24 protein-coding genes are annotated in these 25,934 nt (G+C 42.1%); 10 read left to right on the top strand and 14 right to left on the bottom strand.

Translation table 11 applies throughout. The features are described from left to right. Nucleotides 1–13: 13 nt before the first annotated feature. Genes gspK through gspE form a run of 7 tightly spaced genes read right to left on the bottom strand, consistent with a single transcriptional unit; the run spans nt 14 to nt 6,120 of the window. Complete coding sequence (gspK, locus tag F607_RS0107165; RefSeq protein WP_027707549.1) at nt 14–1,189, bottom strand: type II secretion system minor pseudopilin GspK; 1,176 nt, start codon at nt 1,187–1,189, stop codon at nt 14–16. A 2-nt stretch (nt 1,190–1,191) separates the two neighbouring features. Then, a complete protein-coding gene (gspJ, locus tag F607_RS0107160) occupies nt 1,192–1,908 on the bottom strand; it encodes a type II secretion system minor pseudopilin GspJ (protein ID WP_027707548.1) in 717 nt (238 codons plus the stop codon). Beyond that, on the bottom strand, nt 1,905–2,303 hold the full coding sequence (gspI, locus tag F607_RS0107155) for a type II secretion system minor pseudopilin GspI (RefSeq protein WP_038290459.1): 399 nt from the start codon (nt 2,301–2,303) through the stop codon (nt 1,905–1,907). Before gspI ends, gspJ begins: the two co-directional genes overlap by 4 nt. Beyond that, nucleotides 2,275–2,844: a type II secretion system minor pseudopilin GspH gene (gspH, locus tag F607_RS0107150; RefSeq protein ID WP_157365396.1), complete on the bottom strand. Its 570-nt coding sequence runs from the start codon at nt 2,842–2,844 to the stop codon at nt 2,275–2,277. The genes gspI and gspH overlap by 29 nt, the downstream gene beginning before the upstream one ends. A gap of 4 nt (nt 2,845–2,848) precedes the next feature. Continuing rightward, nucleotides 2,849–3,289 carry a type II secretion system major pseudopilin GspG gene (gene gspG / locus F607_RS0107145; protein ID WP_027707545.1) on the bottom strand — a complete coding sequence of 147 codons (441 nt, stop codon included), beginning with the start codon at nt 3,287–3,289 and terminating at the stop codon, nt 2,849–2,851. A gap of 27 nt (nt 3,290–3,316) precedes the next feature. After that, nucleotides 3,317–4,534, bottom strand: a complete 1,218-nt coding sequence (gene gspF / locus F607_RS0107140) for a type II secretion system inner membrane protein GspF (RefSeq protein ID WP_027707544.1) — start codon at nt 4,532–4,534, stop codon at nt 3,317–3,319. A 14-nt stretch (nt 4,535–4,548) separates the two neighbouring features. Next, nucleotides 4,549–6,120, bottom strand: a complete 1,572-nt coding sequence (gene gspE, locus F607_RS0107135; RefSeq protein ID WP_027707543.1) for a type II secretion system ATPase GspE — start codon at nt 6,118–6,120, stop codon at nt 4,549–4,551. Between the two features lie 445 nt (nt 6,121–6,565). Here gspE and F607_RS32605 point away from each other — a divergent pair, with 445 nt between their 5' ends. The 4 genes from F607_RS32605 (at nt 6,566) to F607_RS0107115 (ending at nt 12,317) form a co-directional block, all read left to right on the top strand. Continuing rightward, the gene (locus F607_RS32605; protein ID WP_051311040.1) at nt 6,566–7,291 is read left to right on the top strand and encodes a type II secretion system protein N; all 726 of its coding nucleotides are present in this window, start codon (nt 6,566–6,568) and stop codon (nt 7,289–7,291) included. A gap of 3 nt (nt 7,292–7,294) precedes the next feature. Continuing rightward, complete coding sequence (gene gspD, locus F607_RS28535) at nt 7,295–9,625, top strand: type II secretion system secretin GspD (protein ID WP_051311038.1); 2,331 nt, start codon at nt 7,295–7,297, stop codon at nt 9,623–9,625. Between the two features lie 135 nt (nt 9,626–9,760). Then, entirely contained in the window at nt 9,761–10,678 is a 918-nt protein-coding gene (locus F607_RS0107120; protein ID WP_038290457.1) for a DMT family transporter, read from the top strand. A gap of 232 nt (nt 10,679–10,910) precedes the next feature. After that, on the top strand, nt 10,911–12,317 hold the full coding sequence (locus tag F607_RS0107115) for a TIGR03013 family XrtA/PEP-CTERM system glycosyltransferase (RefSeq protein WP_027707541.1): 1,407 nt from the start codon (nt 10,911–10,913) through the stop codon (nt 12,315–12,317). Between the two features lie 128 nt (nt 12,318–12,445). On the opposite strand, the gene F607_RS28530 is transcribed toward F607_RS0107115, so the two are convergent. Beyond that, nucleotides 12,446–12,832: a hypothetical protein gene (locus tag F607_RS28530; RefSeq protein ID WP_211233606.1), complete on the bottom strand. Its 387-nt coding sequence runs from the start codon at nt 12,830–12,832 to the stop codon at nt 12,446–12,448. A gap of 370 nt (nt 12,833–13,202) precedes the next feature. On the opposite strand from F607_RS28530, the gene F607_RS0107100 reads away from it, so the two are divergent. Beyond that, on the top strand, nt 13,203–13,475 hold the full coding sequence (locus F607_RS0107100) for a hypothetical protein (RefSeq protein ID WP_027707540.1): 273 nt from the start codon (nt 13,203–13,205) through the stop codon (nt 13,473–13,475). Between the two features lie 7 nt (nt 13,476–13,482). Here the strand turns inward: F607_RS0107100 and F607_RS0107095 are convergent, their stop codons facing one another. Further along, nucleotides 13,483–14,277, bottom strand: a complete 795-nt coding sequence (locus F607_RS0107095) for a S1C family serine protease (protein ID WP_084611146.1) — start codon at nt 14,275–14,277, stop codon at nt 13,483–13,485. A 201-nt stretch (nt 14,278–14,478) separates the two neighbouring features. Here F607_RS0107095 and F607_RS0107090 point away from each other — a divergent pair, with 201 nt between their 5' ends. Both F607_RS0107090 and F607_RS0107085 read left to right on the top strand, forming a co-directional pair. Further along, complete coding sequence (locus F607_RS0107090) at nt 14,479–16,065, top strand: acyl-CoA ligase (AMP-forming), exosortase A system-associated (protein WP_027707538.1); 1,587 nt, start codon at nt 14,479–14,481, stop codon at nt 16,063–16,065. After that, on the top strand, nt 16,065–17,294 hold the full coding sequence (locus tag F607_RS0107085; protein ID WP_027707537.1) for a pyridoxal-dependent decarboxylase, exosortase A system-associated: 1,230 nt from the start codon (nt 16,065–16,067) through the stop codon (nt 17,292–17,294). Before F607_RS0107090 ends, F607_RS0107085 begins: the two co-directional genes overlap by 1 nt. Before the next feature lie 131 nt (nt 17,295–17,425). On the opposite strand, the gene F607_RS0107080 is transcribed toward F607_RS0107085, so the two are convergent. The 4 genes from F607_RS0107080 to F607_RS0107065 form a co-directional block, all read right to left on the bottom strand. Continuing rightward, nucleotides 17,426–19,888 (bottom strand): heparinase II/III family protein, encoded by a 2,463-nt coding sequence (locus F607_RS0107080; protein ID WP_027707536.1) that lies wholly within the window; start codon nt 19,886–19,888, stop codon nt 17,426–17,428. A 402-nt stretch (nt 19,889–20,290) separates the two neighbouring features. Next, the gene (locus tag F607_RS0107075; protein WP_027707535.1) at nt 20,291–21,169 is read right to left on the bottom strand and encodes a hydrolase 1, exosortase A system-associated; all 879 of its coding nucleotides are present in this window, start codon (nt 21,167–21,169) and stop codon (nt 20,291–20,293) included. Then, nucleotides 21,166–22,005, bottom strand: a complete 840-nt coding sequence (locus F607_RS0107070; RefSeq protein WP_027707534.1) for a hydrolase 2, exosortase A system-associated — start codon at nt 22,003–22,005, stop codon at nt 21,166–21,168. The genes F607_RS0107075 and F607_RS0107070 overlap by 4 nt, the downstream gene beginning before the upstream one ends. A 30-nt stretch (nt 22,006–22,035) precedes the next feature. Continuing rightward, a complete protein-coding gene (locus tag F607_RS0107065) occupies nt 22,036–22,281 on the bottom strand; it encodes an acyl carrier protein (protein WP_027707533.1) in 246 nt (81 codons plus the stop codon). Nucleotides 22,282–22,658: 377 nt separating this feature from the next. Here F607_RS0107065 and F607_RS28525 point away from each other — a divergent pair, with 377 nt between their 5' ends. Both F607_RS28525 and F607_RS0107055 read left to right on the top strand, forming a co-directional pair. After that, nucleotides 22,659–23,339, top strand: a complete 681-nt coding sequence (locus tag F607_RS28525; protein ID WP_051311036.1) for a GNAT family N-acetyltransferase — start codon at nt 22,659–22,661, stop codon at nt 23,337–23,339. 257 nt (nt 23,340–23,596) lie between these two features. Further along, nucleotides 23,597–24,214, top strand: a complete 618-nt coding sequence (locus F607_RS0107055; protein WP_027707532.1) for a tetratricopeptide repeat protein — start codon at nt 23,597–23,599, stop codon at nt 24,212–24,214. Between the two features lie 55 nt (nt 24,215–24,269). Here F607_RS0107055 and F607_RS32600 read toward each other — a convergent pair whose 3' ends face one another. Then, on the bottom strand, nt 24,270–25,337 hold the full coding sequence (locus F607_RS32600; protein ID WP_051311035.1) for a GNAT family N-acetyltransferase: 1,068 nt from the start codon (nt 25,335–25,337) through the stop codon (nt 24,270–24,272). A 394-nt stretch (nt 25,338–25,731) separates the two neighbouring features. On the opposite strand from F607_RS32600, the gene F607_RS35975 reads away from it, so the two are divergent. After that, on the top strand, nt 25,732–25,934 hold a 203-nt coding region (locus F607_RS35975), incomplete at its 3' end, for an IS4/Tn5 family transposase DNA-binding protein (protein WP_038290454.1).

Below are 25,934 nucleotides of genomic sequence, written 5' to 3'. Positions count from 1 at the left end.
TTAACAGCCTAATTTATGTCTTTTTGGGTTTATTTTGAACTAAAGGTGCTGGCAAACGCCCTTCTGCCCGAGAGATAACATCAACTTGCTTCTCTGCACGCTTGTAATAACTAAGCATATGATAACGCGCATCAGCAAACTTAACGGTAATTACTGCTAAAAAATAGTTACTGGATACAACTAATGCGTCTTTATTTAGTTTATTCCCTTGCCCAGCAAACATAGACAATGACGTCAACTTATCGACCGACTCAAATCCCTTATCACCTCGTTGGCGAATTATTTCTTCGGCTTGCGCTTCCTGCATATTAGGCAGCAGCGACATTAAAACCTCTTTGGGAGCTGTATTAATATTTAACTTAGCGTCTGGAGGTAATGCGACAAGATAAGGCGCTAATTGCTTATAAAGCTTGGGCTCCATTTTAGGTAAAAACATTAATTCAGAAATTGATGTAATCGCCCTGTCAGCTGCTCGATAAGGCATCTCATTCAGCAAATACTCGTTATCCTCAAAGCCACCACCAGGGGTAGTTTGATCATTTTCATCCACCCAGTCGGTTATCTGCTGAGTAGGCACATTAAGACCCAGCTTAGTGATCAGGTTATTAAATAAGTCCTTACCACCACTTCCTTTTGTCTTCCCCTTGCTACTATCATCACCATCAACACTTCGTGGAGGCTCTGCAGTTGAAGGGGTTGAGCTTGAGGAAGAAGAAAGCCAATTCACATTGATATAACCTTGCAAGTCAATCACATTAATATAAATGTAATCACCTTCTTTAATTTTTTCCTTATCTTTACTTTCCCCAATAACCCCTGACTCAATTTCATCTAGAGGGTAGTAGCGATCAATAAGACTCCAAGGCTCTTTTAAATGGTCAACTGTGGAGGAGTTTTGTGTATTACCAGTCCCTGTATTAGGAGGGGTAGTTGATCCTGCAGGTTGGTTTTTTTTATCGTTTTCTAAATCAGCTAATAATAATTGAGCAACCAAATCTTCTGCGGCTAAAGCATAGGCTCGAGCTTGGCTCCGCATTAAAAAGTGGGATGTTCTATCTGTCTGGAAATGAAGCTCAGTTACTACTTTTGCTACCATCACACTGATCAAACTAAAAATTACCATCACAAAAATCAGGGCGACACCACGCTGACGCATTGGAAACGAGGGAGTAGGGTTTTTATCTCGCATAGCTATCCCCCTCCAGGAATGTTAGGAATCTGGTTTTTCTGCTGTGCTTTTGGTGTACTCACCCCCACAAAGTACCTGACCATCCGACCGTAACGAGGATCATCTAGGGCCAACTCAACCCCTCCAGGCACAAGTTCGTTAGGGTCTGCCCCCTTATTGTTAGCAAAAGGGTCTGATGCTCCAGGATTATTTGCCACAGCCCAGTCTTCTACCCAGTTATGCTCTTGATTGAGGAAACGGAAACTAATGCTATTAACACTAGTTAAAATCACTTGCTCTTTATAGGGAGGATTAGGTGCACGATCTAGCACCAACCAAAATCGCCGAATAAGTTTGTCATCTTCAAGCGTGTAGGCGACACGCTGAAATTCACTGCGCTTGGCCAGCGCAGGATTACGCCATCCTTGCCGGGTAAACTCAACTAAATACCCCCCCTGATTAGCTACAAAAGCTGGTAGCACTTCCCCTAGTTCACTCTTTATTGGGCGAGGGGCTAACTGTGAAAAGTCTTTTTCCATAATCAGAAAGGCCCGTTGTACTTCATTCAGTCGCTTAAGGCTTTTCTCTGTGACCGCTTGTGTCCGTGCGGTTGTATGAAACAATGAATATGCAGCCATACTCACGATAGAAAAAATGGCAATGGCAATCATCAGCTCTAAAAGCGTAAAGCCACCACTTTGAGCTTTTCGCTTGATATTTGCGTTTAGCAAAGGCTTCATTCGCTCTGCTTCCTTAAGAAGCCAATCATGCGATAAAGACTTCGCTCTTTATTAACACTACCACCTTGCTCAGGAATAACCGCAACTTCAACACGCCTAAACCCATCCTGACCGGTTGTTTTTATCTCAGCAATAACCTGCCAGTCCCTTTCCGCAAAACGGACTGAGGCCTGTTTATCACCGGTATCAGGCCAGTCACGGGAAAGCTTGAGTTGATTTAGATAGTTTTCTGCAACCCAGCCAGCAAGGATTTTGTCTTCGAGATAAGCAGCCTGTCTAACACCTGTTGATCCAGACATAGCAACAACTGCAGCTGCAGAAGCAAATATCGCTAATGCAATCATGACTTCTAGCAGCGTAAACCCTTTACTTTTCTGTTTTAACTTCAATGCCATTAAAACCATCAGTGACTAAATAATAAGGTGTTTTGGAGTTATCATCGGAGAGAGTCATTCGAAAAGGCGTAACCTGAGAGTCACTATATACAACTACATCAGGCGTTACTTTTCCTTTATCTTTTTGCTTAGTAGAGTTGCTTTTACTTTTGGATAGGGTTGTTGACTTACTATTCAGGAAGGGATCTTCTTCAGGCTTTACATCCAAGATTAGTCCATCAGGCATTTCATACTGCTGAAAGTGGCCTTCTTCAATAGGCTGCCAAGCCCCTTCCCCTTCATTAAATTGTAACCACTCATAACGACGGCCATCACTCTTAAAACCAAGCTCAACTCCTTTGAGCAGAGCGTGGTCAGCCGCAAGCTGAAACAGCTGCTGCAACCGCTGAGACTCATCCTGTAAAACTTTTTGCCCTCCATCTCGCATTAATGGACTTACCATTGTGATGCCTACAAGGGTACCGATAATGACGATAACCACCAATACTTCAACAAGGGTAAAGCCTTTTGACACATGCATTTTAGAGGGCAAAGAAGTCACTTACTTAGCCTTCCCAACTGGTGATGTCTGTATCAAAGCCTTCACCACCTTTTTTACCATCAGCACCTAACGAATAAAGGTCAAACTTGCCATGGTTACCTGGTGACTGAAACTGATAATGACGTCCCCATGGGTCTACTGGAATTTTCTCTAAATAGCCATCAGGATTCCAGTTACGGGCTTCAGGCTGACCACTGGGTTTACGCACCAGTGCTTCTAGTCCTTGGTCTGTGCTGGGATAGTTATGGTTATCAAGCTTATACATTTCCAGTGCTGTTTTAATGTTTGCAATATCTGATCGAGCAACAGTCACTTTAGCCTGATCAGGACGGCTCATTATCTTAGGCACCACAAGCGCACCCAAGATACCCAAAATAACTACAACAACCATAATCTCGATAAGGGTAAAGCCTGACTGCTTCGGCCTTGCAACATTTCTTCTCACAGTTTCATTCCTTACATTCTCGTTGTATTAACCTAGAAGCTGGTTCATGTTGAGGATCGGTAATAGCACTGCAAGTACAATTATCAACACTATCCCCCCCATAAACATGAGCGTCAGCGGTTCGAATAAGCCAACTATAACCGCCATTCGACTTTCTAAATCAGTCTCCTGACTTCGCGCTGTTCGCTCCAGCATATCATCAAGTTCCCCACTGGCCTCTCCACTCGCAATCATATGTAGCATCATGGGTGCAAAATGACCTGTCTGCTCCATCGCCTTAGTCAAGCTCACCCCTTCACTCACCTGTTGTGGCAAAGTACTGAGCGCCTGTTTGATATAAAGGTTAGAAACTACCTCTGTGGCAATTTTTAACGCTTCAACTAAGGGCACTCCACTTCGTGTCAGAATACTTAGCGTACTGGCAAAACGTGCCGTATTCATCTGCCGATTCAAACGCCCTACTAGCGGCACCCGCAAAATAAAGCGATGAAAACGAAGCTTAATAGGAGGTTTGCTTAATAGGTAACGGGTAGTCACCACAATACCAATAATGGCAAGTACTATGAGATACCAGAAGCCCTTAAAGACATCACTCAATGATATCAAGATTGTGGTAAGCGCAGGAAGTTCCTGACCACTATCAATAAAGACCTTAACAATATCTGGAACCACAAAGCCTAATAGAAAGGCAACAATCCCAAAAGAAGCCAGTATTAATAATGCTGGATACACCAGTGCCATTTTTATTTTCTGCTGAGACTGCTGGCGAGACTCTGAATAATCTGCCAACTGATTAAGCACTTTATCCAAAAAACCAGCATGCTCTCCTGCAGAAACCGTTGCACAATACATCGAAGGAAAAACACCAGGGAAGCACTCCATGCTTTGTGCTAAGGTATAGCCCTCCAAAACCTTAGAGCGAACTGATAGCACAATATTTTTAATACGCTGCTTTTCCTGCTGCTCAGCTACAGCTCGTAAAGCCTCTTCGATCGGAAGAGCGGCTTGAATTAATGTTGCTAATTGACGAATAAGCAGTGCGAGTGCTGATGTAGAAATGCCTCCCGCAAGAATACTACCACCACCCTTTGCTTTGCGCTCTTGCTGCGATGCAACCTCAACGGTTAAGGGTGTAAGTTTTTTCTCTCGAAGCAGTTGTCGAACCTGTCGAGCACTATCTGCTTCCAATGTACCACGTTCTTGCTTTCCCTTGGCATTCAGGGCTGTAAATTCGTAAGCGGCCACACTTAAACCTTCTGCTAATCTTCTTGTGTTACCCTTAAAACTTCTTCCAGAGTAGTTAACCCTGCAAGCACTTTACGCCGTCCATCTTCACGAATACTGGGTCGATTAATGCGAACGTATTCAATAATTTCTTGCTCGCCTGCTTGGTTATGAATTAACCGTCTCACTTCACTATCAATCGGGATAATTTCATAAATCCCGTTTCGCCCTTTATAACCAGTATAGTTACAGTCAGCGCAGCCTTTTGCTCGGTAAATCTCTGGCGGCACATCTACATTTAAATGCAGCCTCAAGCACTCTGCATCATCAGGACGGTAAGGGTCTTTACAGCTCTGACACAACCGGCGTACTAGCCGCTGAGCAACAACACCAACAAGACTTGAAGACAATAAAAATGGCTCTACACCCATGTCCTGTAAGCGGGTTATCGCACCAACAGCACTGTTAGTGTGTAAAGTAGATAAAACTAAGTGCCCAGTTAAACTAGCTTGTACAGCTATTTCAGCCGTTTCAGTATCACGGATCTCACCTACCATGACCACATCAGGGTCTTGCCGGAGGATAGCGCGCAAACCACGCGCAAAGGTCATATCAACTTTAGTATTGACTTGTGTTTGACCAATGCCTTCCAGGTTATACTCAATCGGGTCTTCTACCGTAAGGATATTACGTGTTTGATCATTAAGTGTTGAAAGAGCAGCGTAAAGCGAAGTTGTTTTACCCGAACCTGTTGGCCCTGTGACAAGAATAATGCCATGAGGACGAGATAGAATAGTCTTCATCAGCTGCATATCATCAGCAGACATACCTAAGTGGGTTAAGTTCAAACGCCCAGCTGATTTATCTAACAGACGCATTACAATCCGCTCACCACTGTTAGATGGCAACGTAGATACCCGCACGTCAACTTCTTTGCCAGCTACTCGCAAAGCAATACGCCCATCTTGAGGTACTCTTTTTTCGGCAATGTCCAGCTTAGACATAACTTTGATACGAGAAGTTAGTAGCGGCGCAAGCTGCCTTTTCAATCGCAGCTTTTCCTGTAGCACACCATCGACCCTGAAGCGCACAGCTAAGTGTTTTTCAAAGGTCTCAATATGAATATCTGATGTTCCTTCTTTAATACCTTCTGATAAAATGGCATTGATCAATCGAATAACGGGGGCATCATCAGCCTGTTCAAGTAAGTCTTCAGACTCTGGAACCTGATCAGCCAAACTAGCCAAGTCCATGTCATCGCCAATACCAGCAACGTTTTGCAGTGCTCCGCTATCACTTTGGTAAATTACAGAAAGCAATTCACCAAAACGATCTTCATCCACAAGCTCATAACTCATGCTGGCTGCAGTGTAACGCCTCAGCTCAGCTGCAATCATGGGCGTCAAGCCCTTCTTATGGAACACCCGAACATGGCCATCTTCCTGCGTTTGAAAAAGCACACCATATTTCTTAGCAAACGCAAAAGGTAGGCGCTTTTCCTCAAAGGAGACTTCTTGATTTGTTAGTTCTGGCTGCGACGACACATCCTTGTTTTCAGTATTCGCAGCCTCTTTTTGGACTGACTTAATTTGTACTTGCGCAGTCATCTACCCACCCGAAATTATGATTATCAATAGTAAGATTATGCCTGGGATAGCTACTAGCATCTATGCCCAATTTCACTAACTCGACATAGCTAGTCTGGAGGCTAGTATGAGCACCTGCTGCTTTGAACCATTTGCTTCCTTTTAGGTCTTAAACAAAGCCAACAGTTCCCAATGGTTTACATCAGTTGTGAACCAAGTGCAAACAATCTATAACTAGACTATTTAGTCATAGACCTATTTTGTAAATTTGGTCACCTTTTTTTTGAGCACTAAAGCATTAAGGGAATAATATTTTTTAAAAATTTCACAGTCTTACAGCTACTTGCTTGACCCGTTTCAAGCATTTGCTGTTATTATGTCATTAATAATACGTTTGTTGTGGTACATTTCCTTACTCAACAACTGACCAAACAAACGATCACTATAGAATATAGAATAATCAGTAATGAAAGCAGCTTCACTACCTCCTTACCTTATCTTGGGGCATCCCAAAAATATTTCGGTGCTCATCTTCGTTCTGTTAACCATAATAGGAATGACAGTTGCTTCCCAAGGTTTGTCTATTTATACCCTTCTCATTGCTGAGCCTGCACAGCCAGAAATCATTCGGCAACCCTCTCAATACCAAAAGGCTGCTATTAATCCCGCCAATGTTGCACTCTTATTTGGCCGAGGTCAGGACCCACAAACTGTCCAAAAAAACATCCCTAAAACTAATCTACGATTAATACTTAAAGGCGCTTTTGCGAATGCTGATGACAAACTGTCCAGTGCCATTATAGAAGGAAGCGACCGGCGCACTGCACTTTATTATGTAGGGGATACATTACCGGGCAATGCGCAGCTTGATAAAGTGCACTCTGATCATATTGTTATTTCTCGAAATGGAGTCCTTGAAACACTTTATTTTCCTGAAGCTCATGGACAAAGTCGCTTCCAAGCCATTGAAGTGAATATAACTCAGCTACCAAAAGCGCCTATACAGCCTACTCAAGATTCTGCTTTTTCCCGCCCAGAACCCACGTCGTTATTGCCAGCAACTCCGGTTAAGCGCAAAGAGGAAAAAGCACCGATTTATACACCGAGCTACGACCAGTCTCAGATAAAACAACGAATGCAAGAGCTCAGAGAAAGGATGCGTGCTCTCGAAAACAGCTCCACAGGGGGTTAAAGCATGCTGCCTTTAACTGTCAAGAACGAGGAAAAGTGTCGGGACTTTTGGAAAACACTCATGCCTTACCAACATCCAAAAACTAAACTTGGCCGTTTCACCCGGCTTTTAATAAATGCCTCTTTACTCTGTTTTTGTGCTTCTATGCCAATACATAGTTATGCAGAAAACGCTGAAACAGAAAAAAAGTGGACCATAAACCAAAAAAATGCTGATATTCGTGAGTTCATCGCTCAGGTTGCCTCGATAACGGGACAAACCATCATCATAGACCCACGTATAAAAAGCATGAATAACGTGACTGTGGTTTCATCGACACCATTGTCCAAAGAGGAAATATACGATGTATTCCTCTCTGTACTTCAAGCCAATGGGTTTACTGCAGTTCCTCAGGGCAAGATGCTCAATATCGTTCCTATCAATCGTGCTAAAAGTGATGCACCAGAGTTCGCACCAAACACTAAGCCTAACTCTGGCACAATGATCACACGCGTAGTGGAGTTGGTAAATCTATCTGCTGTCGAATTAATACCTGTAATACGGCCTCTAATCCCTCAATACGGCCACGCTGCAGCCATCGCATCCAGTAACTCCATCATCATTAGTGACCATGTCAGCAATGTTAATCGACTGGCCAAGCTTATCCGTGAAATGGACATGGCAGAGAGTACCAACTTTGACATCATAAAACTGGAACATGCCTGGGTTGGTGATCTGGTTAAAGTGATTAAAGAAAGCTTACTTGGCAAGCAGCAAAACCGTAAACTCAGTGGTGAACTCATCGCTGACGAACGAACCAACCGTCTTTTGGTTACAGGTAAGCCTCAGTTTCGTCAGCAAGTCCGCCGCCTCGCAAAAGCAATGGACGTTGCTTCTGAAGCAACATCATTAACACGTGTTATTCACTTACGTCACGCTGATGCTGAAAAACTAGCAGAAACACTGGCAGACCTAACAAAATCACTCAGTGGCAGTGTTGCAGGAGGCAAAGATAGCAAAGAGTCTAAACAGGTAGCAGTTAAAGCTGATGTTGATAACAACGCGCTGATTATTGCTGCAGCCCCAGAGTTAGTTCGTGAAATTGAAAATATTGTGCGCAAGCTAGATGTTAGACGTGCTCAAGTGTTAATTGAAGCAGCAATTGTGGAGGTCTCTGGCAGTATTAATGAAGCACTCGGTATTCAGTGGGGCATAGATGGAACAAAAACATCTTCAGGAAAAGACAGTGCAAAAAGCTCAATCACAGGCGCCATTCTTGATAACAGTAAAATAAGTATTGGTAGTGTTGCGCTTCGTAACTCAAACTTTGGTGTTCTTGTTAATGCCCTGACCACGACCGCGAATAGTAATTTACTATCAACACCCAGCATTATGACTCTGGATAATGAGGAAGCTGAAATTCTGGTAGGTCAGGAAGTCCCATTTGAAACAGGTTCCTACACTACTGACTCATCAGGTTCCAGCAACCCTTTTACTACTACTGAGCGAAAAGATGTAGGTGTTCGTTTAAAAGTTACACCTCACATCAATGAAGGTGAAACCCTTCGTTTAGAAGTAGATCAAGAAATTTCTGCTGTGGTTCCAAGCTCTGAAAGTGGTGTTGATGGTTTGGTTACTAATAAGCGAACTATAAAGAGTACAATCCAGGTTAATAATAATGAAACGATTGTCCTTGGAGGTTTGGTTCAAGATGATGTAAGCCAGTCTGAAAGCGCTGTTCCTTTTCTCAGCTCTATTCCCTTACTAGGAAGACTATTTGAAAACGATACAGATACGCATACTAAAAGAAACCTGATGGTTTTTATCAAAACCTCGATAGTGCTGAATGAGCAAGAAAACGCATCGCTTACAGATGATAAGTACTCTTCAATAAAGATGGTTCGCAATAAGCTTGATAAAAAATCTGAGAAATTTAAGCTTGATCGAGTGCTTCCACAAGATGCCAGTGGCTTATTTGACAGCCCTCAAAAACGTCAGCAAGGATCAAGTAATAAGCCTACTATTTGGCAAGATCCTGCCCCTGCAGCACGCAGAGGAGTCTCTTCATCTCAAGCTCAAAGCAATGCACCTGTTTCTAGTGGTGGGCCAGGCTGGGGAGTTCAGCTCGCATCTTACCGGTCTGCCAATGCAGCCCAACAAGCTGCGAGTAAAATTCAGTCTCAGCACTCTCAATTACTGGGTGGACTAACATCTGAAGTTAAAGAGTCAAATATGGGGAGTAAGGGTGTTTACTACCGTGTTGTCTTTAGTGGGCTGAGTGACCGTCGTCAGGCACAAACACTGTGTAGACAGTTACAAGCTGCTAAGCAAGGGTGCCTAGATATTCGTAATTAACCTTAAACATTTCCCTGCTATGATTAGCACCAGCAGTAATCACTGTTGGTGCTCTTATCACATTAATTCACTTCAGCTATACTAATTCCCCTCTGATAAAACAAACAGCTCCATTACAAAAAGGTTGAAGTGTCAATGCGCAATTGGAGTGCAAAGCCAAATCTGCTTGCTAGCATGCTGCTAGTTTGTGCAATGTTCTTATGGGGTAGCTCTTTCATCGCCCTCAAGATCGCTTTTACAGCCTACCCGCCCCTACTCGTCATATTCATTCGAATGCTAATTGCAAGCTCATGCTTTGTATTCATTTGGAAATATGCCAATCGCTTCAAGTATCAAGCTGGTGACTGGAAGTACTTAGCACTCATGGGATTGTTCGAGCCTTGCTTATACTTTCTATGTGAGACCTATGCGCTACAAAACACTACAGCCTCTGCAGCAGGAATGATTACTGCCCTACTTCCTCTACTTGTGGTGATTGCTGCGGCCATTTTTCTGAAGGAAAAAATTAATAAGCAAGTGGGTATAGGCTTAGCACTTGCGCTTATTGGTGCTTGCTGGTTAAGCCTCTCAGGAAAGTCATCTGCAGACGCACCTAATCCTCTATTAGGAAACTTTTTTGAATTCCTTGCGATGATTTGCGCAACAGGCTATACCTTAGTCGTAAAGAAATTGAGTTCACGTTACTCTGCTCTATTCTTAACAGCAATACAGGCATTTATAGGGACATTATTTTTTTCCCCAGCCCTGTTTTTGACTGATTTACCAACTGAGTTCCCATACACACCAACTATTGCCATTGTATACTTGGGCATAGTGGTAACATTGGGAGCTTACGGACTCTACAACATTTCACTAAGCTATATTTCTGCAACACAAGCATCAGTATTTGTTAATCTAATTCCGGTATTTACTATCTTGTTAGCTTTTATAATTCTTGGAGAGAAGTTAACACACCAACAACTTATGGCTGTCCTGCTTGTGTTTTTAGGTTTACTTGTCAGCCAAATTGCACCGTCTGCAACTATCGAAGAAGCTGAAGCAAGCCCCAGTTAAGTTTGCTGTTACTGGTCAAAAGACAAAAGGATTTAAAAAAATTGAATTTGTTAACTGATTTTTTCTTAACCATCTATTAAATTCTTGCTTTCTTTTTTCACAGCATAACTCAGCTCAAGTTTGTGAGAATTTGCAATAAATATCGGTTAATTTAATAAAGCCTTTAGCTATAAAAAGCCTTTATTTATAACAAAGTTAAGATAACTACCATGCGTAATAAAAGGGAGTTTCGGTGAGCAGTATTCGTATTTTCAAACATCATGTGCGAGTCCCCTATCTCCTTCTAGGTATATTTGAGTTATGCCTTTTTGTACTTGCAACATACCTAGGCACTTACTCCAGGTTTGGCACATTTGACCCCATCCATAGTGAGCCTAATACCCCTCTCATTTTCAGAGCCATATTGCTCGGTACGGTTTTCATTATCAGCATGATTGCCATGGGCCTTTATCAAGCCAGGCTCAGGGAAGGCTTTACAGGAATGCTGATCAGAGCAGCAATTAGTTTTATTTTTGGCAGTATTATCCTGTCATTGTGTTTTTTCTTATTTCCTAGCCTTTTGATAGGCCGCGGTGTTTTTATACTCACCGTACTCTTCACTTTCATCTCTATTGGTGTTACTCGCTTCTTCTTTACTCGCTTAGTTGATGAAAATATTTTAAAGCGCCAAGTGCTTGTTCTTGGTGCAGGACATCGTGCAAATAATATTGCCCAGCGATTACGTCGAAGAACCGATCGTAGAGGATTCAATATCGTTGGTTATATGCATATTGCTGACGAAGAAGATATCGTCAACCCTGACTATATTTTAAACAGCACTCAGTCACTTGTAGAGTTTGCTAACGCGCATAATATTGATGAAATAGTGGTTGCTGTAGATGATCGACGCCGAAACTTCCCAATCAATGACTTGCTTGACTGCAAGTTAAGTGGCATTGATGTTGTTGATGTTCTCACTTTTTTTGAACGAGAGACTGGCAAAATAGAACTCGATTTATTACACCCAAGTTGGATTATTTTTTCTGACGGATTTGGCCAAAGTAACTTACGCGTATACTCCGAGCGAGCCTTTGATATATTTGCCAGCCTAACACTATTAGCTTTTGCCTGGCCATTCATTGCAATCACAGTCGTAGCGATCTGGTTAGAAGAAGGTTTCAAAGCTCCTCTCATGTACAAACAAAAGCGTGTTGGACTCAACGGTAAAACATTTAATGTATTAAAGTTCAGAAGTATGCGCATCGATGCAGAGAAAAAAGGCAAGCCACAGTGGGCCCAACAAAATGATCCCCGCGTTACTCGGGTAGGAAAATTTATTCGCAAATACCGGATTGATGAGCTACCACAAATTTTTAATGTATTAAGAGGTGATATGGGATTCGTGGGTCCTCGACCAGAAAGACCTGAATTTGTTCATCAACTATCAGACAAGATCCCTTATTACAACGAGCGCCACCGTATCAAACCAGGTATTGCTGGCTGGGCTCAGCTCTGCTATCCCTACGGTGCATCCGATAAAGATGCTCTACATAAGTTGCAATATGACCTTTACTATGTAAAAAATCATAGTTTATTTTTAGACATCTTAATTCTAATTCAAACCGTCGAAGTGATTTTATTTGGTAAAGGCGCACGCTAGCCGTTGTAACACAAACATCACTTACCAACGGCATAAAAACAACCACAATATAAATATAAGGGCTTTTCTTACAGGCCCTTTTATTTTTGTTGTAAAACTTGATAAGTAACTAATAAGAAAATGATTTTTTACAACTTCACAAGTAGTTTTCTTAAGTTATCCCGCCATAGCCTTTTTGTACGAATAGGTTGCCCTTTATTCGTCATGACCTGTACACATCGATCATCCCATAACTCAATCATTCTAAAATCTTTTACATTAGTTATTTCAAGCCCTGCAAGCCCATTTTTCTCTAACCAGCGTTCAACATGAGGTATATACTCTGGTATCGAGGCTCTTGCAGTAAAGATTCGAACTTCTTGACCTTGCATCAACCAACTCTTCACTCTTTCCAACATTGGCTTTATTGGCTCACCAATATGCTCAGGCCCTCTCCAGCGATCATAACGCGCTAATGTGCCGTCAAGATCAACCCCTATCCAACCAGACATAACACCCTCAGATTCATCAAACATCTAGAGAATTTGATTAATTTTTACACTTTTCATTCACGAGATTAAATGGAAGATCAAGCCATCCTGCTCGCCTTTAGCTCTAATAAGGCCTTGCTCAATAAACTACCAAAAACAGGTCAATTAATAGCCAGACCTTAAATACATGGTTGCTACAGCATACTCAATAATACCTGAAAGAATTGTACCAAAAGGCAGGCTAAATCGAGAAATAGCTTTAAAACAAACGTCAGAAATTATTACAGAAATGCTACAGTTGGTTCAAAGAAAAGCGAATATGCTCTTTTATTCAGCAGATTAAAAAAGCGGCCTAGCATTTGCTTAGTATTTAAACCAGCGTCACCTTATTGATCTGTTAATAAGGGAGTAAAAAATGACTCATATATGGTTTTACTTATTAGGCTTTATATTTGTAGGTATTTTACTCACCTACATTTTTGCTGCTGCTGCCAGACAGTATGTCTCAAAGCAGGTTTCAGACAACACGCCACCACCTGGGAAAATGGAGCAAGCTTTTACAAAAGGACGACAAGCAGGTGATCGCCGAAAAAATTCACAACCTGTGTTTTTTCCCTTTAGGGATTCAAGTGGTATTGTAGTAACAGGAGAACGCCGCTCACAAACTGACCGGCGTACGCCCTTTTAATAATGTGCTAATTTTCTGTTAACTTTTTAATTAAATCTTTAACATGGTTTACGGGAATAGCATAAGTAATTCCGCTTGGCTTTTGTAAAACAGATTCTTTTGTTTCTTTAACAAATACTTTATTTATTACACCTACCACTTCTCCACTCTGCCTTAAATAAACGGGACTGCCGCTATTTCCTGGGTAAGCTGTCGCATCTAACTGTAAAACATTATAGGGATGTCTTAAACGCTTAATATGCTGTATATCCAATTGCCTGGCATTCGCTGCAGGTATAACTATTGGTGTCACACTAGAAATAATACCTTGATGCGTAACTGGATATAAGCCAAGCACAGCACCAATAGGGTAACCAGTGAATGCAATAGCCTCTCCTTCCCTAGCCAGTTTAGCTTGACCTAGCGCTAAGGCAGGCAGGCGCGCTCCTTTAATTCTTAACAACACTAAATCATGAGCAGCATCTTTCTGTAAAACACGGGCTTCACGTAGTTCCGGGCGACGCCCCTGACCTACAAAAATAACTAGCTTACGTTTACCCTGATATTTTGCAGAATATATTTCAGGAATAGCATGGGCATTAGTGACAACATGATAACCATCATGCACAACAAAACCGGTAGCGATTAACTGTGCGGCAGGTGATGCCATGGCATCATAGGTTCCAACCCCAACAATTGATGGCTTTACCTTAGCAACTACATCAGGAAAACGTGCACCGTAAGCTAACTGACTTATTCCAAGCAGAAAATAGGCTAACACCACAAAAGCAGTTTGCTGCAATTGCAAAAAGATTCCATTCATTTTATAACCAACCAAATGCTCTAATTAGCTATGCTTATACCCAAAGCAAGTGTTTTAACAAAGGTTCCCATGTAATGGAAGCACAATATTCATCACCATCTTACTCTTCAGTAAAAGTATAAAACTGCAATAGCTACTTAATTAACCATGACACTCATAGTACTTACCTTAAACTGATTTCTTAAGGATGAGCAACTGCTAATGACGCAACTACTTCACGAACTCTACCAACATACGGATATTCATGACCCAGACCAAGTCGCTTTGGGATTTAAAGCACAAACAATTACCTACAAAGCATTAGCATCAGCTGTTCAGCTCACGGCAACAGCATTACACCAGTCTGATCTTAGACGATTTGAGCGTGTCGCGATTTACTTACCTAAACTTCCCGAAGCAGTATTTACCTTTTTTGGTTGCTCTATGGCAGGAGGCACATTTGTTCCTATCAACCCTATCCTCAAGCCTGCTCAAGTAAGATATATATTACAAGATTGCAATGTAAGAGTGCTTATTACACAGCGGGCACGCTTACAACAATTGATGGATGAGCTTAGACATTGTCATGATATACGTCTTGTGGTGTGTGTAGATGATGTGCCTGAAGAGCATCATCTACCCTGCCCAGTTATTAGCTGGCAGCAATGGTTAAATACAAGCCCGACACCAATAGCTACTGCAACCATTGACACAGACATGGCTGCCATTTTGTATACATCAGGTAGTACTGGTCGTCCTAAAGGTGTCGTACTTTCTCATCGAAATATGGTGACGGGCGCCCATAGTGTCGCTCAGTATTTAGAAAACACCTCCAAAGACCGCTTATTAGCGGTCTTACCCATGAGTTTTGACTATGGCTTAAGCCAGATCACCACTGCATTTAGTCGGGGTGCTAGCTGTTTTCTCATGGATTACCTACTGCCTAAAGATGTCATTCGTGCCATTCAGCGTTACCAAATTACGGGTTTAGCTGCCGTCCCTCCCCTTTGGGTGCAGCTTGCTGAACTGGAGTGGCCCGAGGAAACCAAAGACTCTTTACGCTATATCACTAACTCTGGTGGCGCAATGCCTACAGCTACATTAAGTAAACTTAGAAGCGCCCTGCCAAAAACCCAGCCATATCTGATGTATGGTTTAACTGAAGCATTTCGATCAAGTTACTTACCCCCAGGCGAACTGGAAAAACGTCCAACCTCAATGGGTAAAGCCATTCCAAATGCAGAATTACTTGTCATTAATGAGGCAGGTGAAGAATGTGAACCTCATGAACCCGGCGAGCTGGTCCATCGTGGCAGCCTTGTAGCCATGGGCTACTGGAATGATACGGAAAAAACCCAGCTGCGTTTTCGGCCTTCTCCAACAAAGCTATCTGGTATTCCTACAGAAGAGCTGGCAGTGTGGTCAGGCGATATTGTCAAAAAAGATGAAGAGGGTTTTCTCTACTTTATTGGGCGCAATGATGACATGATTAAAACTTCCGGGTATCGCGTCAGCCCTTCTGAGGTAGAAGAAGTTGTATATGCATCAGGCCTCGTCGGAGAAGTTGTAGCCCTCGGTATTCCTCATCCACAGTTGGGCCAGGCCATCGTATTAGCCGTTACTGCCTCCCAACCAGATAACACTGTTGATGAAGTCGCCGTTATCAATACTTGTAAAGCTCAATTACCAGGATTTATGGTCCCAACACAATTGCAGTGCCTACCCACACTGCCTCGCAACCCAAATGGCAAAATTGACCGCAAACTACTTACCAGTCAGTTCCAAACATTATTCGGAGTTAACGACTGATGGATAAAAGACCCCAACATGCTCCACTGTGGGGCATTTCGACACACAATAATGAGATGATGGTTGCTCAACGCCCTATCTCTGAAGTAGCTAATATTATAGGCCGTACACCATTTTATCTTTATGACCGCCAGCTTCTAACTAAACGGGTCACGGAGCTAAAAGCTTATTTACCTGACCCACTGAAACTGCACTATGCCATTAAGGCAAACCCTATGCCTGCTGTTGTTAATCATATGGCAGGCATTGTAGATGGCTTGGATGTTGCCTCTCAGCTTGAGCTACATACCGCACTTAATAGTGGTATGTCCGCTGACAATATAAGCTTTGCAGGCCCAGGCAAACAAGATCATGAACTACAATCCGCCATTGCTGCTGGTATTTTAATTAATGTTGAGTCAGCGCACGAGCTACAACGCATCGTCAAAATTAGTCAGCAATTACACTGTACAGCTCGTGTTGCCTTAAGGGTTAACCCTGACTATGAGTTAAAGACCTCTGGCATGAAAATGAGTGGTGGCCCGAAACAGTTTGGTATTGATGCAGAGCAAATACCAGATATTTTAAAAAACTGGCCCAGCTCAGTACAGTTTTGCGGTTTCCATATTTTTTCTGGCTCTCAAAATTTGCGCTCAGAAGCCATAATAGATGCTCAAACCAAGACCTTTGCCTTAGCAGAATCCCTCGCGCAATTTGCCCCCACCCCTATTTCTACACTCAATATTGGAGGTGGCCTGGGTATTCCTTATTTCCCTGGGGAAAACCGCCTTGACTTGGAACCAATTCGCGACAATCTACAAAAACTCATTAATCAGCACCATAAAGCCTTAAATCACTGTGAACTGGTGATTGAACTTGGACGCTATCTGGTGGGTGAGGCAGGCGTTTATATCAGTCGTATTATTGATATTAAAGAGTCCAGGGGAACCACTTTTTATATTGTTGATGGTGGGCTACATCATCACTTGGCTAACTCAGGTAACTTTGGTCAGGTTATTCGCAAAAACTACCCTGTGTTGCTTGCCAACAAAGTGAGTGATACCACACTGCAACCAGTACAGGTTGTTGGCCCACTGTGTACCCCACTCGATATTCTGGGTGATAAGGTGATGCTCCCAGCTGCTCAAGTAGGCGACCTCATTGCTATTACCCAATCAGGTGCTTATGGTCCCACAGCAAGCCCGCAGCAATTTTTAAGTCATCCATCGGTTACAGAGCTATTATTGTAAAAGCTAGCCCCTGCATATTTAATAGTTCTGAAATTTTGTACAACAAATCAGCACAACCTTAAAGTTACCCATCATACTTTAATATAAGGATGTGTTGATTTGTTGAGTAAGCACATCAGTACTTTACTTAGTTACTTCTTATTGAAAAAAATCAGAATCTTATCCGACGAGTGCGGTAGTTTAGTTTTCACAACACCTGCACTATTTGCCATCACTGTCACTTTTTCTGACCCTATTTGAATATCAACAGACTGCGCCATTGCCAAACCGACAATCAAAAGCTGCTTTGCCTGGCCTGTTTTTTTAACTGCAAGTACATCTGCCATTTCATGCGCTACAAAAACCACTGCACGATCGCCAGAAAGTACTGCCCTTGCCTGTTGCCCTACTGCCAAAAGTGACTTTAATGCGGGATAATCATGTTGCTTTTGTTTTAAGCGGGGTGTGAGCGATACTAAAAACTGATCAACGTTCTGCTGACCTGAAGACACAAATCCCAACCGCCATTGTGCTTGATCAAACCATGGTTTACTGGAAGCACCCTCTGCCTGATTTTTCCCATCATAGGTTGCACCATCTCCATCAGTATCCGCATAAAACCGATAATGAGGGCCACCAATGACTTCGGTCTTAGCATCAATAGGGAAGATTCGATCAACCGTTAGCTGAGCCGTCTTACCTTTGACCAGCACCCGATTATCATCACTCAGCATAATGCCATCATTTTTCTGCCCTTTAATTACCTTCACAGAATTGACTTCAGGCTTTACAAGCGTATGCAACAACCATTTTTTTCGATAGATTGGTTTAACCGCATGAATAAAATCATGGACCAATAAGCGGTCCTGAGGACGTAAATACAGCAACTCCCGTGTAACACGCCATACTTTTCCCTGCTCACCATTATCATCAAAGTGGGTATTATTATAGGCAGCAGTCAAGTCCATAAGCACATAGTCAAAATCTAACTGACTATCCTGCTGTAATATAACCCCACCTTCCCAGTGTGCTCCCTGGTAAAGGTTTTGGTACCAGTGTTTAATGTTTCGTACTGCACTTCCCGTTGGCATAGTCAACCGTTGTCCACCTGCGGCAATATTCTCCTTAAATAACTTATTGGGCTGAACATGCTCCCCAGGACGTAGAATTAATAAGCTATTTTTAGCAACCGTTCGTAATGCATAATTTAGACGATTTGGCTTATCAAACAATGTATAGCTACTGCTATTCACCGCTAATGGCTCACCTTTAAATAAGGTAAAGTGTCCAGCATCATAGTGTCCATGATGGGTAAAGTTATGACCTGCACGAAAACTGATGTATGTTGCATTGTTAGTCCAGTCAGAGCGAATGTAACCTAAGTTAAATGCTCCCTTACCAAAAATATCAAATCGCGGTAACCCTTCGCCAACATGCTTCAATGAAGGGCTCTCAACAAAGCGCGTTAATAATTTAGGCTCATTAAATAAACGAAATGCCCAACGATAACTGTCGTGATAACTGGAACCGCCAAATGCCTGTAATAAATATTGCGAGTAAGCAGTCAAAAACGGGTCTTCCGTCATTTGCGCAACAAAATCAATATAAGGGCGAGTGATATCTTTCAAATCAACACGCGCACCTTCGTCCCCCACATGCTCCACACGATGGTCAGGCCTCGTAGCATAAATATGCCAATGACCAGTGCGCCGCATAATTTCTTTTATTCGATCTGCTTCTTTCGTGTCACTCAAACCATTAAGATAAGCCCCTGCAGCAAGTGCCAGTACCAGTGCCCTGTTATTAATCCAATAGCTAAAACCTTCAGGCCATCCCTCTGTAAGCTCAAGCGCAGCCATAACATCTAAAAAATGGCGCTGACTTTGCTGTAACAGTTCTTTATGATCATCTAGGTCAGTGTCCAAAATCACTGCAATCAGAAATGCATTAGCTGCCATGGAAGCTCGGCCATGCCAAAGTGATAAATCATCCCCTTCCAGCAGCCGGATATATTTTTTAAGCTCCCTTTTCAAGCGTGATTGAATTTCTTGCCGTTGTTTAGCAGAAAACCCTGGGTACAAGGAGCCTAGATCATAAGCAAATGCTAACTGCCAAGCATTCCCATAGTAACCACTTTCAGCAGGTGATTTCAGATAAAAGTCAAACATTCGTTTAACCATTAAATCACCATTTTCCTTGGTTGGCGTTAATACCCAGCATGCCGCTCGAGCCATCACATTCGGATAAACACAGGGATTTACAGAAGATACCTTACGTTTCTTAAAGGTTGCTAAGCGTGTTTTTAACGTAGGATGCGTACCTGTTGCAGGGTCCCAGCCCGCCAAAAAAGGCAAAAATATACGAGGGTGCTGTTGCTTTATTTTACCGTCAAGCCCGTCTTTTTTTTCCCCCTGTACCAGCTTCCCGGCCAATAAACTTCGCTGATCAACTTCATCCATTAGCACCTTTGGTGAAAACTCAAAAGGCCAGTGACTTGCCAATTGCTCAGCAATAACGGCTAGTGTTGTTAGTAAACCAGTAACAATTAGGCCAATCCTAACAATTTTTCTTGGCTGCTTGCTCTGCAAAACGCACTGTTTCTTTCCACTAGCCATTCCTTATCCTTTTATACGTGGCATATCGTTCCTTTTAGAAGCTTTAAACAGGCAGACATAACGTTCTGTCATCAAAAGCAAACTCAGTCACCGTAACAACACATGTTGTTCTTGCCTTGAGCTAAATTGTAACGACATACTTAATTCACTTTAGTGAATCAACTATTATAAAAATCGCTATTTTATAAGGGAGTAATACAACGCTATGACTGCTAATTCAAAAAAACAAAAAAGCAAAAAAGGGGTGAGCAAATAATTGACAACAAGCACACTGTAGTGGCCAACTCAGCCAAAATAATACTTGATGTATAAAACGAATGTCCCTAATAAAGCGAAAGGATTACTTGCAGAATGAGCAAAGAAAGACTGACCATTCTTTGCAAACATATGGATTAATCGACATTACCAAGACTTCAGCCAAGTGAGTGTTTTCTCTGCCACTTCATCCCGCCAAGCAGCTGAGGAAAAAGTATGGGTCGCCCCACTGACTTCATAGCGTTCAACGTGACGCTGGTTGATTACCTGCTTCCAGGGACTAGATGCATTTAACAACTCACGAAACTCATCTGCGGTTAAGTCATTACCACTAAGAATAATTAAAATTTCCCCTTTAAACCGCTCAAGGCCAAGCCTCATACCTGTCACAAAATCAACGGCAGTCTCAGTGCTTCCATTAACTTTTTTCTTACCAGGCTCAGATGACTGTTCAGGGAATAAAACCTGCTTAATGTTGCCCCACAAATCACCAAAGGCTTTCGTAAAGCCAAACTGTCCAGAGAACACTTTTCGCCAAAGATCAGGGTTTACCAGTCTTGCCAGGTAATAATTTTTGACATAAACCTTGGCCAGACCAGCCTCCGAACGAACCCAGGGATTGAGCAACACTAAACCAGCAATGCGCTTATCCTGAAAGCCATACAGCAATGCGGCAGAGGCTGCATCACATAGCCCCCACAACACAACATCTTTTAAATGTGGTACCTGCTGATAGAAAACGTCAATCGCTGCTTGGATATCATCATTAATAAATTCAAACCCTGGACGCGCGCCCTCACTATCCCCCAAACCTCTATAATCAAAGCGCATTACAGGTATACCTGCAGCAGCCAAATAACGCGCCAACAATACAAACTGACGATGGCTGCCTACCCGAGTTTGAGGTCCTCCTACAATGATGAGTACCCCACGTGAAACACTTTCGTCTGTTGGTTTATGAATAATCCCCATCAAACGTTGCTGATGACAGGGAAAAATAACAGGAACTTCACTACTTACACTCATACAACGGCCTGCTCCTTAACCCGCGACAACCACTGTAGCGACAAAGCAATCATTTCAGGCACGTCCACTAATTCTTGTGTTGCCCAAAATGGTTCACAAACAATCGTCTGTAAATCAATATCAATAGCTTGTTTTCGCCAAATGTCCACTACTTTACGCGTAGCAGGTGCAGCATCAGCCTGTTCATCTCTTACCACATCAACCCAGCCAACCGTGGTTTCTGTGCAGGGAATCAGTGTTGATAAGTCTAAGCCTTCCAAATCATTGAGTAATGTGGCTGATAAATTATAGCCCGCCACCTCCAGCGTCCCTTCTGAGGCGATGATATCCTTTAACTGTTGTACCGTTTGGCGCTGAGTATCGCTTCTTACCATGCTTGCTGCCAGCCTTAACCGGAGAAACTGTTGCATAAACTGTTTGCCATTCGTCACTGGCTGCCAGGCAAGTACGCGGGTAACAGGACACTCAGCATGGTGCCGCATCCAGTCAACAGCAATAGGAACCCCTAACCGAAGCCCCCATAGCATGACTGGAAGCTGCGTTTGACCCTGAGTCAAATAGTTAAATGCTGCCAATAAATTGGAGCGCCATAAGGGCAAACTCGCTTCTTCTAACAGTCCCTGGCTATCTCCACATCCATGAAAGTCAAATACCAACACTTGCCATCCTGCCTCAGCCAGTGCCCTGGCTTGCATAGTGATCATATGCCGAGATTTATTCATTTCTTCAGCAAATGGCGGTACACATAAAACATACCCAACAACTGTAGTAGGCTTGTAGCATACTGAAAATAAATCACCTGACTCAGCAGGAATAAATGCCGGTATAATATCCATGATGCTTGATTTATGATGCCTGGGAAAATATCAGAGCTTTTGTTGCACAAACTGAGTTAAAGAGCCCAGCGTTTCAAACACCTCGGCACTTATCTCATCGTCATCGACCATAAAACCAAAATGTTCTTCTAGGGCCGTAATCACAGACACCACTGCCATAGAATCAAATTCAGGAATTGCGCCTAATAAAGGTGTATTTTCATTGGCAGCGGCCAACTGCTGATCAAGCTGCAATTGGGATGCTAATAACTGTTTAACCTCGTTTAGAACATCCATTCACTGTGCTCCATCTGAACTTACCAACATATACTTAAACTAACGTATACTTATAGACTAACTATACTAGTTATACGCTTATTCATTATAAACTAGCGTACTTACAGCACCATGTACTGGATGTACGCTTATTAAAAATGACCGTGGTATTCCGTTTGCTCTATCAAGGATGCAGCCGAAATTAGCGGCTGCTTTGAGAATAAAGCATTGCGACAGGCTTGGTGTTTTTTTATTACCTAAGCATTACACATGAATGAAGCATGTGCTTCTTCGGTCGCAGGATTACATGTTAGGACATGAGTTAGATAATAACACACTCCTGTGTAAAAACGTGCTTTACATTGGCAACCCCTTGCTATTAATGACCAGGATGGGATATGTACAGCAAATTTCAGCTTTTAGTCCATGAACTCGGTTGGCTAAATGCATTCCTTTATAGTATTCACCGCGGCATCAATAAGCTACATCGCCGCTGCAGAATTATAAAATACTATCTCTACAGCCAGCCTATCAGTCACAAAGCACTCCTTCCTGAGAGCCGAGGCAAGCAGTTTAACATTCAAGAAATAACTGCATCAGACCAACAATGCTGGCCTGACTTTCCCTGCCCAGAACGAGTAATTCGCTATCGTTTCAATCAACATGCTCGGTGCTTCGCAGCTTATAAAAATAACCAGTTTCATGGGTATATTTGGTATACCCCAGGCACTTATCAGGAAGATGAAGTCCGCTGTTTCTTTGAGCCTCTTCCTGCTAATGAATCGGTATGGGATTTTGATGTTTATATTGTGCCTCATGCCCGCATGAGCCTAGCATTTCCAAAGCTTTGGGATACCCTATGTGCTCACCACAGAAACAATAATATACAGTGGACATTAAGTCGCATTTCAGCATTCAACAAAGAATCTATACGCGCTCATGAGCGACTTGGAGCAAAACGAGTAGGCTCTGCCACCTTTATTTGTGTAGGGAAATGTCAATTAATGCTATCCAGTCACGCGCCTTGGATTTATATTTCCTTTAAGCAAGGTCCCAGACTTCGTGTTGCAGCCAAATAATCAATATTGTAAGTGCGACTATTAAGAGATAGACAAAAGGTCACTATGTAAACCCAGAAAAAGTATTCGCAAAGTGATGTAATATGTTATTTTAAACTCATAATCACATGCGATATCTGTGGTGCTGTAGTAATGCCCTCAGCTCAAAAACCTATGGAAAGGGTATATTTGTAAGAGTACCTTACAAATATGTAGTAAAAGCTTACCAGATATTGCCCATTGACTATGTAATATAATACTCAGAGGGCATAACCACTATGCGCATCATTGTGCTGATCATTTATGCAGCTTTTCTCACGCCAATAATGGCATTTGGCAAGTCTGATTGTGGCAGTTTAGAAAATCACTATGGTCCCTATGACTATACGAATCCAATGCATGTCAAAAATCGCTTAACGATTGTTGAGCGATACCACTTTAGCTCTGATGTTGAGTTTTTAAAGCGTGGCATTACTGGGGATGCGATGGGGGATGTCACCTACACACTTAGAGCATTTCCCAACCATCATCGTGCATTATTTACCGTGATTCGTTACTACACACAAAAAAACCGGCCAGAAAATGCAAAAAAGTATTTTACCGCTGAGTGCTTTTTTGATCGTGCGATACGCTTTAAACCAAATGATGGCACTGTTCATATGCTCTATGGCATATATCTACACCGACTAAAAAAATACGATGAAGCCCAGAAGTCTTATGAAACAGCATTAAAATTAAACACGAATAAAGCTGAAGTACACTACAATATGGGCCTGCTTTATACCGATATGAAAGACTACAATAAGGCACTTGCCCATGCTCACGAAGCCTACAAGCTTGGCTATCCTCTTCAAGGCCTTAAAAACCGACTTGTACGTGCTAACGCCTGGCGATAGCCTAATCAAGAGCAATTAGATGAATAATATTTATGCGAGCGGGGTCCTGACTCCGCTATGACTTAGCTGTTTTTAAAAAACTTATGACTTTTTGTTTACTTGCCAACCCTAACCCTTTCACTGTCCTTAAATTAAATGCCTCCACGCCCTGAACGTTCTGTACGCTTCTCATCCAGTCCCGCTTATAAGCTTCACTACCGATACCATAGTCAATAAGTGTCACCTTATCTTCATCAATCGAATGTTTGAACATAAAGTGCGATAGTATTGAGCCCACAGAGTAAACTTTGTAGTTCTCATCATAGGCCAGCTTGTAAATAATGGATGTTGACTGAAAAGTAATCCAAAGCTGTGCAGCAACAGGTTGCTGACCAATAGTCAAAACACCCAGGCGTAAAATTCCCAAATCTGCACAGAGCCTAATAAAGCTTGGCATAAAATCAGGATATGGCTCAGGTTTCTTCCAACTCTGATTATATACAGTGACAAACCCCGCTATACCCTGCTCAAGCGCTTCCCCCCCCTTGATCAGTTTTATGTCATAGCTATGTTCTTTGGCTAGTTTTTTCTCTTTACGCTTAATAGTGTTACGTAGTTTTGAGGAAAGGCTTTGATAATAAGAAGTAAAATCTTCACCGTTTAATTTCAAGAACCAGTTTTCATACTGAAAAAATGCATTAACAGAAAACTGCTTTGCTTTTAGAGCAGTCACAAATCCTGTAGTTTCCAGATCATGATCTTGAGTCAGCAATAATTCAACTTTTTGCCAGCGCGGCTGTTCTTGAGTTATATACTCAACCAATGACGAGATAGCTTGCTGGGCACAATGACTTTGCAAAACAACAACGCCATAAGCTAAAGAGTAAAAGTTTGTCATACTCCTGAGAGTTCGACTTGATGGCTGGGCAAGACAAAACAGCGCAACCACTGGCTGTTGATTACTATCCAGCACAAAATAAATACGAGGCTCTTCATTTTCGTGAACAAGCGCATTATTGAATAAATTTTCAAACCATTGCCAAGAGTAGAACAATGAGCAAGATGAGGGCTCGAAAGAGGTTGACTCACGCAAGTCAGCGGGAACAACAGTAAATGCTGAAAAAACCTGAACTGTAAAACTCATAAATTACTACTCAACTACTCATGAGACAAAAAACTAAGCCTATAATTTTTTCTTGAAGGGTGTACGTCTCAACACTGTGATCATTCTAACTAATCTAGCTGATCAAACATAATTTACCAACAGCACCAGGCCATCACTTTGTCATCATTCTCATAACGAAACTTAACAACTTCAACTTACCTAATGAAAAAATTCTCAGCCAAATACAAATTGCATCACACTTTTTGCCACTCAAATCAGTCAAAAAATAACTATTGAATTATTTTAAACAACATAGACATTCATTTGAAATAATTAAAAATATGATTTTATACTCTTCGCGAATCAATTTTTGGGGTTTGTTGTCAGCGTTCTTGACCACCAAGGATGGCATTTAATTACCCATAAATTTGCAATGAATACAAGGTTATGTCACTTTAGTTGCCAAAAGTGGACTTTTGGGCAAAAAACAATGGATTCTTGGCTAAATGAAGAGCTGTCAGGATGTGCATTTAAAGATCAGCGTTTGACAACTCGTTTTAAAAGTATTGTTGCTTGTTTATCCGAAAAAAGTGGTAAATCCATACCTGAGATATGTGAGGAGTGGGCATCCACTAA

It is taken from the genome of Zooshikella ganghwensis DSM 15267 (assembly GCF_000428585.1).
GTDB lineage: Bacteria > Pseudomonadota > Gammaproteobacteria > Pseudomonadales > Zooshikellaceae > Zooshikella > Zooshikella ganghwensis.
The sequence above is the reverse complement of the archived record's forward strand: the minus strand, read 5'-3'. Positions and strand labels throughout refer to the sequence as shown.

What these genes read in the sequence shown, in the direction of transcription:
- gspK (WP_027707549.1), bottom strand. Translation starts at nt 1,189, where the DNA reads ATGCGAGATAAAAACCCTACTCCCTCGTTTCCAATGCGTCAGCGTGGT.
- gspJ (WP_027707548.1), bottom strand. Translation starts at nt 1,908, where the DNA reads ATGAAGCCTTTGCTAAACGCAAATATCAAGCGAAAAGCTCAAAGTGGT.
- gspI (WP_038290459.1), bottom strand. Translation starts at nt 2,303, where the DNA reads ATGGCATTGAAGTTAAAACAGAAAAGTAAAGGGTTTACGCTGCTAGAA.
- gspE (WP_027707543.1), bottom strand. Translation starts at nt 6,120, where the DNA reads ATGACTGCGCAAGTACAAATTAAGTCAGTCCAAAAAGAGGCTGCGAAT.
- F607_RS32605 (WP_051311040.1), top strand. Translation starts at nt 6,566, where the DNA reads ATGAAAGCAGCTTCACTACCTCCTTACCTTATCTTGGGGCATCCCAAA.
- gspD (WP_051311038.1), top strand. Translation starts at nt 7,295, where the DNA reads ATGCTGCCTTTAACTGTCAAGAACGAGGAAAAGTGTCGGGACTTTTGG.
- F607_RS0107120 (WP_038290457.1), top strand. Translation starts at nt 9,761, where the DNA reads ATGCGCAATTGGAGTGCAAAGCCAAATCTGCTTGCTAGCATGCTGCTA.
- F607_RS28530 (WP_211233606.1), bottom strand. Translation starts at nt 12,832, where the DNA reads ATGTTTGATGAATCTGAGGGTGTTATGTCTGGTTGGATAGGGGTTGAT.
- F607_RS0107100 (WP_027707540.1), top strand. Translation starts at nt 13,203, where the DNA reads ATGACTCATATATGGTTTTACTTATTAGGCTTTATATTTGTAGGTATT.
- F607_RS0107095 (WP_084611146.1), bottom strand. Translation starts at nt 14,277, where the DNA reads ATGAATGGAATCTTTTTGCAATTGCAGCAAACTGCTTTTGTGGTGTTA.
- F607_RS0107090 (WP_027707538.1), top strand. Translation starts at nt 14,479, where the DNA reads ATGACGCAACTACTTCACGAACTCTACCAACATACGGATATTCATGAC.
- F607_RS0107085 (WP_027707537.1), top strand. Translation starts at nt 16,065, where the DNA reads ATGGATAAAAGACCCCAACATGCTCCACTGTGGGGCATTTCGACACAC.
- F607_RS0107080 (WP_027707536.1), bottom strand. Translation starts at nt 19,888, where the DNA reads ATGGCTAGTGGAAAGAAACAGTGCGTTTTGCAGAGCAAGCAGCCAAGA.
- F607_RS0107075 (WP_027707535.1), bottom strand. Translation starts at nt 21,169, where the DNA reads ATGAGTGTAAGTAGTGAAGTTCCTGTTATTTTTCCCTGTCATCAGCAA.
- F607_RS0107070 (WP_027707534.1), bottom strand. Translation starts at nt 22,005, where the DNA reads ATGGATATTATACCGGCATTTATTCCTGCTGAGTCAGGTGATTTATTT.
- F607_RS0107065 (WP_027707533.1), bottom strand. Translation starts at nt 22,281, where the DNA reads ATGGATGTTCTAAACGAGGTTAAACAGTTATTAGCATCCCAATTGCAG.
- F607_RS28525 (WP_051311036.1), top strand. Translation starts at nt 22,659, where the DNA reads ATGTACAGCAAATTTCAGCTTTTAGTCCATGAACTCGGTTGGCTAAAT.
- F607_RS0107055 (WP_027707532.1), top strand. Translation starts at nt 23,597, where the DNA reads ATGCGCATCATTGTGCTGATCATTTATGCAGCTTTTCTCACGCCAATA.
- F607_RS32600 (WP_051311035.1), bottom strand. Translation starts at nt 25,337, where the DNA reads ATGAGTTTTACAGTTCAGGTTTTTTCAGCATTTACTGTTGTTCCCGCT.